Source organism: Tepidibacillus infernus (assembly GCF_048898065.1).
GTDB lineage: Bacteria > Bacillota > Bacilli > Tepidibacillales > Tepidibacillaceae > Tepidibacillus_B > Tepidibacillus_B infernus.
Window position 1 is genome coordinate 97,453 of record NZ_JBLWFI010000002.1, and the last position, 12,453, is coordinate 109,905.

General features: G+C 35.2%; 6 protein-coding genes. 5 read left to right on the plus strand and 1 reads right to left on the minus strand.

Annotated elements, in window-relative coordinates; all coding sequences use genetic code 11:
• Positions 1-396: 396 nt before the first annotated feature.
• The 5 genes from TEPIDINF_RS12900 to TEPIDINF_RS12920 all read left to right on the plus strand — a co-directional run bounded on the left by TEPIDINF_RS12900 (position 397) and on the right by TEPIDINF_RS12920 (position 9,418).
• Positions 397-798 (plus strand): hypothetical protein, encoded by a 402-nt coding sequence (locus TEPIDINF_RS12900; RefSeq protein WP_421692244.1) that lies wholly within the window; start codon positions 397-399, stop codon positions 796-798.
• Between the two features lie 108 nt (positions 799-906).
• The gene (locus tag TEPIDINF_RS12905) at positions 907-3,714 is read left to right on the plus strand and encodes a hypothetical protein (RefSeq protein WP_421692245.1); all 2,808 of its coding nucleotides are present in this window, start codon (positions 907-909) and stop codon (positions 3,712-3,714) included.
• A gap of 10 nt (positions 3,715-3,724) precedes the next feature.
• Positions 3,725-8,476, plus strand: coding sequence for a DEAD/DEAH box helicase (locus TEPIDINF_RS12910; protein ID WP_421692246.1), 4,752 nt, complete (start codon positions 3,725-3,727; stop codon positions 8,474-8,476).
• 362 nt (positions 8,477-8,838) lie between these two features.
• Positions 8,839-9,093, plus strand: a complete 255-nt coding sequence (locus tag TEPIDINF_RS12915) for a type II toxin-antitoxin system prevent-host-death family antitoxin (protein WP_069798966.1) — start codon at positions 8,839-8,841, stop codon at positions 9,091-9,093.
• Complete coding sequence (locus TEPIDINF_RS12920) at positions 9,086-9,418, plus strand: type II toxin-antitoxin system RelE/ParE family toxin (RefSeq protein ID WP_069798968.1); 333 nt, start codon at positions 9,086-9,088, stop codon at positions 9,416-9,418. The genes TEPIDINF_RS12915 and TEPIDINF_RS12920 overlap by 8 nt, the downstream gene beginning before the upstream one ends.
• Before the next feature lie 1,649 nt (positions 9,419-11,067).
• Here the strand turns inward: TEPIDINF_RS12920 and TEPIDINF_RS12925 are convergent.
• Positions 11,068-12,324: an IS110 family RNA-guided transposase gene (locus TEPIDINF_RS12925; RefSeq protein ID WP_415802040.1), complete on the minus strand. Its 1,257-nt coding sequence runs from the start codon at positions 12,322-12,324 to the stop codon at positions 11,068-11,070.
• Between the last annotated feature and the right edge of the window lie 129 nt (positions 12,325-12,453).

Consider the following 12,453-nt stretch of genomic DNA (forward strand, 5'->3'; position numbering starts at 1 on the left):
TCTTACTCAATGCAGCATAACCGAAATTTTTTCGATTCGTTGAACCGATCGGGATATGCTCGTCCCGTTGGATAGTGAAAGAAATGGAAGAACGTTCAGAAGCGTATTGTTCGTTCATCTGTTTAATCTTTTCGTTAAAAAAAGCAATCGGATCATCCCCGGAAACATCAATGAAATCAATGCTTTCGGGTTAATAGTTGTTTAAATGTGTTGCAAAATTAGGGAGTTTAAATCCGGTGTTGAGATTGATCTTAATATTAAGATGTAAAATACATTATGGCCACCGGTTAAGGAATAATAACCCTACTGGCTGCTTATTTTTATACAAATATTTATACAAATGTATAGACAAATATAAAATACAGAGATATACTAATTTTAACGAGGTGGATAAAAATGGATATAAAAATTGATGCCTTAATTCCATTTGATACATTACAGACTGATTTGGAGAACGTATTCTCAGTTGTTGAAAAAAATGGGAAGGTAGTTCTGCTTAAGGATAATAAACCTGTTTATATAATTTTGAAATACGATGCCTCCCAGCCTACCGTTACAGATACAATCCCAACTGAAACTGCCAGCTATACACTCCAGGAAGCCATGAAGATTGTTTTGTCAGAGGCTGAAAATTTCACTATGCATGCATCTAAACTTGCGGATGAGATATTTGAACGTAGGTTGTATTTACAGAAAAACGGGAAGAAAGCACAGTATACTCAGATTAGGGCGAGATGTGGGCATTATCCGGATATGTTTGAAGCATTACCAGGTAATTTTATTAAACTGAAAAGATGATCTTTAAATATAAATAATAGAATTATATATATCAGCCTAATAACAAGTTATATATTAAAGTTGGATATCCTGTGACTTTGTTTTAGATATTTATGGGGATGAGTGTAGATGGTAAAACCTGATTGCATTAATAAGGTGCTTGAAAACCTGAATAATGGAATGAAAAATTACAAAGCAGAATTTTTAATAGGGCTCATCGATGTAAATGAAGATTCATACTATGAGTTACTTAATTTTACTGGAGCTTTAATCAAAAAAGAAACATATGTTTTAAGAGATGAAAAATCAGCAATTATTTCTATTTCATTGGTTCTTTTCGCGATTCGAGAATTTCAAAATGGACAGTTTTGGAATGAATTTGCGACAAGGTTAGACTTAGATGAAGCTGAAGCAATGAAAATAGGGAAAAAATCATTCGAAGAGTTTTGTGAAAAGAATGGTTTATATTTTCATGTCGGAAATAAGAACAAAGGCTATGTAACCTCGATTCTTACTCATGCTATTCTCCCCAATGCAAGTATGGCAAAGTTTTTTGAGTTTCTGCATGATTTATACTTTAGAGATTTGGAAGAAGATTATATTGATGCAGAGGTTGAAGAACTCATTCAGTATATGCATCGATTATTTTCAAAATATCTTGAAGATGATGATATAAGCCTGATTGTTCAAGGATCCAAAATGACAATTGCTAATCAACAGTTACCAAAGGCATTTAGAATTGCCTTTGTAAAGGCTGCAAGTGTAGTAGCACCGATTATTGAAAGGCTACTCTATTATATAAACCAATCAAACTATGGTGATTTTATTGAGTACCTAGAGAATGATCGCTTTGACACGTACTTTGAACATTATAGTTACATAGTAAAAGAGAGATTTTGCAAGTCGTCAAATAGAAAACATGGTGCTGAGCGAGTTAAGAAATTCCAAAAAGCTCAATATTACTACGAACAAGGAAAATTGTATTTACAAATACCAAAGCAAATTATTGATTCAGATTATATTGAAAATGACATTTTCTTAGAGGTTCTTAATACTAATTCTGTGATTCACAGAGAAAAGGTGTTACTAACCAAAAGCCGTTTATTCTTTAAGTCAGAGCAAGTAGTGGTTTGCTTACCTGCCTTTTATTCTGAGCTGTCATTCCGTCTAGTTAGCGGGCATGAAGTTATTTATACATCAGGAGATGCGTTATTTAGAGAGTTCATTATCTTTGACCTTGATGGGAATGAAATTCGACCTAAACAATTAACTGATGATACGGTTAAAGTCATTACTTATGCTGAATGCGAAGTGCTGTCGGATGATGCTCAGATTGACGTTTCATATATGGCCAATTATAGGATATCGACCGTATTTCTAAATGAAGAATCCCTATTATTAATCAGCGATAAAGTCCTGTCAACTGATGTCGCAGCAATAAGAAATGAGATTTGTACCAAGAGCAAGTATTACGGTGTGATTATTAAAGATGCTTTTAAAAAATGCTTTGATGTTTATTCAAACATTCCGGAAATACGATTGAGGGTTCCTTATAAAAAAGGGATCAATGATTATATCATTACGATTAACAATAAGAATTTCACTTTAGGTGATATTGCTGAATTTGAAATGAAATTGATTTCTGATGGTAGCGGTGACGAACTGGGAGTTATTAGTTTAGATGAACGAGTAATTATGGAGAACAATCCGGCACAGTTTGTTATACGAGAAAAAGGCAGTAATAGAATTTATATTGAAGAGAACATTTTTATTCTCAAGTCATTGCAGTATGAATTTAAACAAAATTATTATTATAAAGAAAAAGAGGCCGAAATAATTAAATTAGAAGCTGAGGATATTGAGTTTTATGATACTATAATACCTCTTAAAGTGAATCTTAAATTAAATGATTGCTTTAAAATTAAGTTTGAGTTCAATGCTAGTATCTATCAGATGCAAATAGACGTGCCGGTTTTAAGATGGAGATTAGGCAGTTTGTGTTCGGCGTCAGCCAGATGTGATAATATATGGTGGGAAGATGTAGATGAAAAAAAACTGTATATTAAGTATCCTAACCACCTTTCATCACAGCTCTATATCATTACCGGAACATCATGTGAGAAAATTCAAGGAAAAAAAATTGGGGATGAATATAGATACTCAATCGAGCATCTTTTCCAAATTAGAAATCAGGAGCCTATAACGCTGGGTGTTTTGATAAATGGGGAAGAAGAACGAATAACGGAAATTCACTTTAAGCCGTTAATAAAAGATTTTTCTGCATCCTACTATGACAGAAATGACTTGATACAAGGGTTATATGCACAATGGAAATACATCGGGAGAGGGGACCTTCATGTTGATGTCATCTATTCACCAACCAATAAAGTAATAAAGCATTATACAATACATGATAATGAACAGCTTATGGATCGAAATATTGAACTTTACTACAGCGAACATGAAATTGTTATTTATCAATTGGTAGAGGATGATTTCTTTGGAGGGGATACAGAAAAGAACGTATTGGTTCATGAAACCTTCATCGTAGGTGATCCGATTATTGTATATACTAAGAATAAACTGCTCAAAGGGACGTTTTGTATCAGCGATGAAGATAAATATGAGCTGTCCAATTTCTATCTGAAAGACATAAAGTTCTCGAAAAGAAGAGGCTTTTACCAGGCAACTGGAATGTATTTTATTCGGGACAGGTATACGAAAAAAGAAAGGGAATGGTATTTTACAGATTTAAATCCATTTCTTTTTAAACCGATTTATATTGGAATGGACAAGCTGACGTTTGAAATAGTTGACAAAGATGGGGATGGACTGATTTATGATGTTAAAACCAAGTATGTCAATCCTCGAGAAGTAGAGAAAAACGCAGAACGGTATAAATTGATCGATGCAGTAGAATTAGAAATTGTAAAGTGAGGTGGCAAATATGGGCTTAAATCCATTGATTGCATCAGAAAACATCATTGAGAAATACCTTAGGTATATTGAAACAACATTCTATATTGATGACAAAGAATACATGAAGCAATTTAGAAGTTATCTTCAGAAAAAAGATTTTTTTGCCAAAGGTCCCTATTTAGATTTCTCGGATTCCTTTGAATTTGGAAGAAGCGTAAACCAGTTGATTGATGAAGGGGTATTGAGCAGAGAATTTGTCGAGCTCTATCGTGACAAAAGGAATCTGTTGACAAGGTCATTATATAAGCATCAAGAATTGTCCATTCGAAAAATAAAAGAAGGTCGAAATCTTATTGTCACAACAGGTACAGGTTCAGGTAAGACGGAGTCTTTCCTTTTGCCTGTGATAAATTATTTAATGAAACAGAAGGAACGTGGTGTATTAAACGATGGTGTAAGAACATTGATTATTTATCCGATGAATGCCCTTGCTAATGATCAAATGAAAAGAATGAGAGAGGTGCTTGCTAATTATCCAAGCATTACTTTTGGGTCATACACTGGTGAAACAGAGAAAGCAGATAAAGATGCTTTGTCAAAATATATGTCTTTAAATAGCGGGCAAAAACCGCTGACGAATGAAAGAATATCAAGAAATCAAATGAAGGAAAGACCACCTCATATCTTAATTACGAACTATGCTATGTTGGAGTATTTACTGCTCAGACCAGCAGATAATGTTTTTTTTCACGGAGAGAACTCCAATGAGTGGAAATTCATTGTACTAGATGAAGCACATACTTATACCGGAGCAACAGGTATAGAAGTATCAATGTTGCTCAGAAGACTGAAAAATACATTGGCCACTCGAGAAGACATCCAATTTATTCTTACAAGTGCCACACTTGGAGACGAGAAAGACAATAAAGAAATATGTGATTTTGCCTCAAGACTCTGCACTGGCGTAGCTTTTGATGAGAAGAGCATTGTAAGGGCTTTTAGATTTTCGGACTTCAATTCAAATGATGCAAAAGAATATCCGAGTGACATTTATTACAAGATTAATCAACTAATTGATAAAAGCGTGTCCATAAATGAAATAAGGACACTGATCCATTCCTATGATAGTACTTTTACCAGTGTGGCAGATAACGTTCAAGAGTTGTTATATGACTTCTTGGTTCAGGATCGCTTTTATTACAGAATGAGAGAAATTCTGAAGAATGAACCGGTCACTATAAAGAAAATATCTGAAGAGATGAAAGTCAACGAAATGGACGTGGTGGCTTTTGTTTCTATTGCTAGAAAAGCTGAAAAGAAAAATATCATGCTTCTTGATGCCAGATACCATATGTTTATACGGGCACTTGAAGGGGCTTATGTTGTTTTAGGTGCAAATAAGGAATTATCAATCACACCGAGAGATAAAGCGTACATAGGGGGAAAAGAATTTAAGAGTTATAAAATATCAGTGTGCCAGTATTGTGGGCATATTTATCTGGAAGCTAAAATTGAGGATTCGTATTTGGTTCAGAAAAAGGAATACGAGAATAAAGGCATCAATGATTTCTATATGCTTGTTAATAATGAAAATGATGAATTGTTCATTGATGAAGATACCATCGAAGATGAAGAGGAAAAAAACGTATTCAACCTTTGTGGCAAATGCGGGAAGATTGTAAAATCAAATATTGTTAATGGATGCATATGCGATTGCGGTAAAGAGCATATGGTGAAAGTAATCGAACTGGTACCTAAAAACAAAGTGTTAAATAAATGTGCAGCATGTGGACTGATAAATACACAAGGAACAGTTCTAAGAGGTTTTTATTTAGGCCAGGAAGCTGCAGCAAGCGTTATCGGATCTAGTCTATATGAAGAAATTCCTGCACAGGCTGTAGAGGTGCTAGAAACAGTTCATGAGATTGATAGTGATTTCTTTGGTGAAAGTGGTAGTTTGTCTGTTAAGGATATACTTACTAAAAGGGTTGAAAAGCAACTACTTGTTTTCTCTGATAGCAGGCAAGAAGCAGCCTATTTTGCTAGTTATTTTGATTTCACATATAACAACATTCTTAGAAGGAGATTGTTCATTGAAGCATTAAAAGAAATCCGAGAATACTCATCGACAGATGGAATAGAGATTAATGCAGCTGCTAAGAAATTAGCGGGTCTTCTAGAGCAGCATCAAATTGTTGAACCTGACTCATCACTTAAGGAGGCGTGGAAGACAATTTTATATGAAATCTCGAGCAATGATAGAAACAGCTTAGAGAACATTGGATTGATCCTGTTTGATTATCAGGCTGCAGCGCTACCGCAAATTGGAGCATTTAAAGGAAATGATGCTACTACGCTGCAAAAGGTATTGGCAAACAGCTTCAAGAGGGATTGCATGTTTGATTTTCCGTATACTAAGGACATGCTTAAAGCGGATAAAGAGTATTACATTTACAAAGGCATTGAATCAACAATGTCAAAGTTTTTGAGCAAAGATGATAACAAGAAAAGCTATAGGAAATCATGGATTTCATCAAACAATGCTAATGTCAGGTTTGATTATATTAAAAAAACATTGAAAACAGACGACAAAGAAGAGATAAATAAATACCTTGAAAAGATATGGGATGGCGTATTTATCTCAAGAGGTGGATTAATAGCAAAAGCGCCTGATCAATATGTTATGGACATATCTAGATTTAAAATTAGAACTTCATATTCACATGAGATTAAGTGGTATATTTGCAACAAGTGTGGAAAATTAACTGCCAACAATATTGGGAATGTATGTCCTGCAAATCGCTGTGATGGGAAACTAAAAGAATGCGATTTCGAAGTGGATTTTGCTAACAATCATTACAGAAAACAGTATTTAGAACTTGATATTTTCCCGATGAAAGTAAAAGAACATACTGCTCAATTAAGTCCGGATACTGCTAAAAAATATCAAGAAATGTTTGTTAAAAAAGATATCAACGTATTGAGCTGTTCCACGACATTTGAAATGGGGGTTGATGTTGGAGAATTGGAAACAGTGTTCATGAAAAACATGCCACCTACACCTGCCAACTATGCTCAGAGAGCAGGACGTGCAGGACGAAGAAAAGATTCTGTTGCATATTCTCTTACATTTTGCAGATTGTCTTCTCATGATCTGACTTATTTCAATGCGCCTGTGAAAATGATTAAGGGGAAAATATATCCGCCTAAGTTTAAAATAGAAAACGAAAAGATCGTAAAACGTCATATGAATGCTGCAATTATTGCCGCATATTGGAGGGCTTATTCAGGGGCATATAAAGATGTGGGCACATTCTTTAATGCCGGAAATTACGAAGCCTTACTAAGTTACATCAAGGAACTGCCTGGAAAGGTTCGAGATTATATATATGAATTTGTGCCAGTCGAGCTTAGATGCAAGATAACAAACTGGTTAAAAGAACTGATCTCAGAAGATGGAATCTTAGAAAAAGTTCATAGTCAATATATAACTGAATTGAAAGAACTTGCTGAACTCCGAAAAGAAGCGCTTGAAAAAGCTGTTCAAGGTGGTTCAGTTGGAGATTATATTAAGAAAATTGATGATTATACTGAAAAAATAAAAAGTGAGGATATACTTGCGTTTTTATCTAAGAAAAATATCATACCCAAGTATGGGTTCCCGGTTGATACTGTTGAATTAGTTACGTCATTTGATAAAAATGCACTAAGCAATAGTTTTGGGAAGTCATCAAAACTGAGGTTGCAGAGAGATTTAATGATTGCTATATCCGAGTATGCACCGGGATCAGAGGTTATTGCTGACGGAGATATCTATAAAAGTCAATTTATTAAGCGACCAACAGGGCATAACAAGATATGGGATTTGTTTGATTTTGGCGTTTGCTCAAACAAGCAGTGTGGGCACTTGAATATTAAGCGGCATATTTCTGAAGATGAAAATAAGTTTATAGGTAAATGTGAAATATGCGGTGAAGTAGTCTACAAGGATAATACCTTCATTATTCCTGAGTATGGCTTTATTATCAGCCCACAGATTAATAAATCTACAACGAAGAAACCTGAACGCACTTACAGAGGGGAAATATACTATATTGGGGATAAAAAGGAAACTGTTGAAAATGAAAACAAGGAATTAAGGATCAACAACCATATAATAAAGATTAAATCGACATCAAATGACGAATTGGTTGTGATCAACACATCAAATTTCTTTGTATGTGATTCTTGCGGGTATGCCAAAGTTGATGAAAAGCATAAAGAAGAAAGCTTTATCATTGATAAAGATTATCATAACAACCCATACGGCAGGGCATGCATAAATAAGAAACTCTATAGAAGAACATTAGGGCACAAATTTAAAACTGACGTAGCTTATATATCGTTGAGTTGTTATTTGGAAAAAGAGAAGGCATTGTCAGTTGTATATGCATTACTTGAAGGTGTTAGCCAATACCTTGGTATAGAGCGCAATGATATTTCAGGTACGCTTCATTACAATAGACTAGAAAGTGGAGTTTGGGAAACCAATTTTATACTGTTTGATACAGTACCCGGAGGAGCTGGGCATGTCAGAAGAATTGGTGAAGCTGATGAAGCCCAACTTAAGAACATGTTAATGAAATCGCTTGAAATTGTAAAACAATGTCATTGTGGTGAAGACAGTAATGGTGACTCAGCGTGCTATAGTTGCTTGTGTAATTATTATAATCAGAAGCATCATGACATAATCAAAAGACGATATGCAGTAGAGTTTTTTGAAAATATTCTTTATAAATAAGAACTATATATGTATTAAGTGTCGAGAGGAAGTCGAGCTATTATTGATATTGATATGTTCCCTTATACCTCGGTTTTTTTAATTGATATGTTCCCACGAACCTAAGGTTCAAAAAATGTCCCCAGACATCTATACTATGCACTCAAGGCATACAGAATGTTGCGTAAAAATTGAACGGGTGAAAGGCTGATGAATGGAGGGTTTGGTGGACTTTAATATTTTGCTATTCTTGGTTAACCCTTGAGTACATAAAAAAATATATCGTCAAGGTAATAGGGCTGCATTTAATATTGTGATAAATTTGATGTAGTATTTTACGAATAAAATGTATATAATAATAGCAAAGAAGGAGGCGGTTATAAATGCCAAACATTAAACCCATATCAGATTTAAGAAATTACAACGAAATCCTGCGGGACATTGCCATAGGTGAGCCAGTGTTTTTAACAAAAAATGGCAGAGGAAAATTTGCTATTATTGATATTACTGAATATGAGAAATTAAAGGCTTCACTAAAGCTGATGTCACAGCTTGCCCAAGGAGAACTGGCCGGGAAAGAGAAAGGATGGATGACAATAGAGGAAGTGGAAGCAGAACTGGGGATTGAGGATGTATAAGTTGAAAATTTCACCTGAAGCTAAAGATGATTTAGCACAAATTAAAGACTATATTTCTAAAGAACTTGGCAATCCACAGGCAGCTATAAATCTTGTTTCTAAAATCACCAAAAAGATACGTGGGTTGACAGAGTATTCTGGAATAGGTGCGCCACTATCTTCCGTCCTAGATATACAAATAGATTACCGTTTCCTTGTTTGTGACAATTACTTGATATTTTACAGGTACGAAGATGGAATTGTTTTCGTGTCAAGAATCTTATACGGTAGACGGAATTATACGCGTATCCTATTCGGTGATTTGCATGAGGATGAAGAAATATAGAATATAAAATTTTATTTGATCAACTATTATATCGACTTAGATCCGGCAGAAAGCCTTGAGGATGTTTGCATGAGAATAAAAATAGTTGATATTCTTTCTAAAAAGGAATCAGAAAGAAATACAATAGAAGCGGCGACATTATTTTTGTACACTCAAAGCATTCAGAGACGGTTTGTCTGCTTGAAAGGCCATAAAGTCTTGCAAATAAAGGGTTAGGACAGTATCTTATAAGGAATAAGACTCAGAAATTTCAATGCTTTATGATGAATTATCGAGGGTTAATTGAAGAGTTAATAAAACCGTGGCTGCTTGTCACGGTTTTATTATTTGTAAGGGTTTATTTGTGAGGTTTAGTTTTCATATTGCAGATAGAACGTGTGTTTGGTATGATATATTTATGGCGCACATCAGGATATTGCTTTCGAATTTGCATCATGGATTTCGTGTCCCCTGGTCCTTGAACAGTGGAATAGCTGAGTTTGTGTAAAAATAGGTTTGGTGGTGTTATTTTGTCAAATCAGACTACTCATAACAATCATTATATACCACAATTTTATCTTAAAACTGGAGCAAAGACGGTAATAGTATCTTTGTTTACAGTTTACTTGTACCTGATTCCAGAATCCCTTATTAGAATCATAGAAAAATCTATTAAAAGGTCATAGCTTGGATGAAGCTGAATCAAAAAAGCTCGCCCGCTTTATTGGCGCTCAATATATGAGGACACCTCAAAGTAACGGTTGTTAAAGATATGAACAAGGTGAACGTTGATTCGTTAATAGGTAAAGGAATGTATCTATTTGCATTAAAGCATCTACTTACGAAAACGGTAAATGTTCTGGAAAAACATAAATGGTACTAAGACAAGTTGGAACAAATGTTGTTTTTAAAAGATTAAGAAAGTATAACTTTCTTCCATTGGTCATTTAAGGGTTTGTATATTCCATAAGCTGCGACATAGCGTGACTAGCAGCTTTAGCTGTGTAGCACGACTTGTACATTTTGTGTGCCTTCAGAAGTGCCCTTCTCTCCGTAATCTTTCTTCATAGAAGGGCACGGATGACGGAGCGCGATGGAATATACAAACCTTTTTTAACCAATCGTCGGCCAACGGATTTTCTATATAAAAATATAGCATGTTTAATAGCTTGGCCGATTACGGCAGCTGCAGATAGTTTTCGATATCAAAAGCCACATATTTTCCATTTCAGCAGCACGGTGAAGATGGATTGAAATATTCTGACGCAGGAGTCTCAAATATCCTGGGAGACTTTTTAAAACTTTATTGGTATGAGGCAGATGAAAATAATACGCAAACAATACCCTGCCGCCAAGGCCCCATCAGGCTCAGATATACAGATAACAAAAATCATTCCATAGTATAAACAGCAGATGCATCATACAATAATTTGTTATTGCATGATAGTAGAATATTGCGAACTTATTAACTATTTTTAAGCAAGGAGTGCAGTTAAATAAAATTGTACTCCTTTTTGTTAAAAGTGTTTGACTTGGAGTTAACTCCAAGTATTAAACTAATACTACAAAAATATTAAGGAGGTTTAGCGTGAAAAATAAGCTTAAATTTGGTAAAAAAGGGCGCAGCAAACTAAGGTCTTTAAAGACCTAAAAAAAATCAAGCTTTGGTTTTAAGCTACAGAAATGTCAGAAGCCTTTATTATACCTTGGGCAATTAGGAGTTTTATTGCCTGATTAATAGCTTTCTCTTTCTGCTTGTCCTGCATTTCTTGTGGCATATCAATTTTATACAAGTCGCTTGGATTCCACACTTCGCCAGTAACAAACATATTGTATATGGCGGTGAGTATCATCCTTGCAATAGCGATTATGGCTCTTTTTTTGCCTCTCCTTTTAGAAATGCGTTCGTACTTGATTTTGTAGTAAGGAGACTTATCCGATTTCACGGCTGCATGGGCAACTTGTACCAATGCAGGTTTGAGGTATACACCGGCACGTGTAATACGGACAGATTTCTTCTTACCAGCAGATTCATTATTGCCAGGTGTTAGTCCCGCCCAGCAGCACAAACGCTTGGAGTTGGCAAATTGAGACATATCTGTACCAATCTCGGAGATAATGGTGATTGCAGATGCTCTATTAACTCCGGGAATGGTACATAAAAGGTTAATGGCACTTTCATAAGGTTCGACCAACTTATCCAGTTTTTCGTCCAGTTCAGCAATCGAATTGGTTACGAAGTCGAGGTGAGAACGAACCATGATCATACGTTCTTTTTGTTCCTGAGTCATTTGGTATCCTTCAATAGATTCAACCACGTTATCTGCTTTTTTTTTCAAAGATTTATGAAGAAGAGAAGTACAGTATTCCGGGTCAAAGGTATCAGAGGAAATCAGATAGTCCGTGATGGAAGTGGCAGATTTGCCAAACATGTCGGAAACGACAGCATCAAGGGCTACATTACAGACTGTGAAAGCGTTTTGAAAACGGTTCTTTTCACTGCTTCTACAAGAAACAAGTTTAGAACGGTAGCGAGTGTATTCACGAAGAATACGGACTGGTTTATTAGGGATATAGCTTCCTGGTACTAAACCAAGGCGGAAAAGGTCAGCAATCCACTTAGAATCTTTTTTATCATCCTTATTTCCTTTTACAGCCTTCACCCATTTGGGGTTAGCAACAGTCATACGGATGGTATCTTCCAAAAGATTGTAGACAGGAACCCAATATTTCCCGGTCGATTCCATGCACATATCATAGCAGTTGTTATCAATCAGCCACTGCTTGAATTGAAGAATGGAATTGTTAAAAGTAGAAAATCTCTTTTTTGAATAATGAGGGGTAATCCCCTGTGAAGTAATAATTGTGGCGACGAGAAAAGTCTTATGCACATCGACACCGCAACAGATAGGATAAACAACTTTCATGGCACAGCCTCCTTTCATAATTGGAGGAAGAAGACATTGACTGAACCATCACACATTTAACAAAGAGCTAAAACAATGATTAGCGTGCGGTCTTATAGAACCACTTATTTGTGCTTGAAAGATGATTCT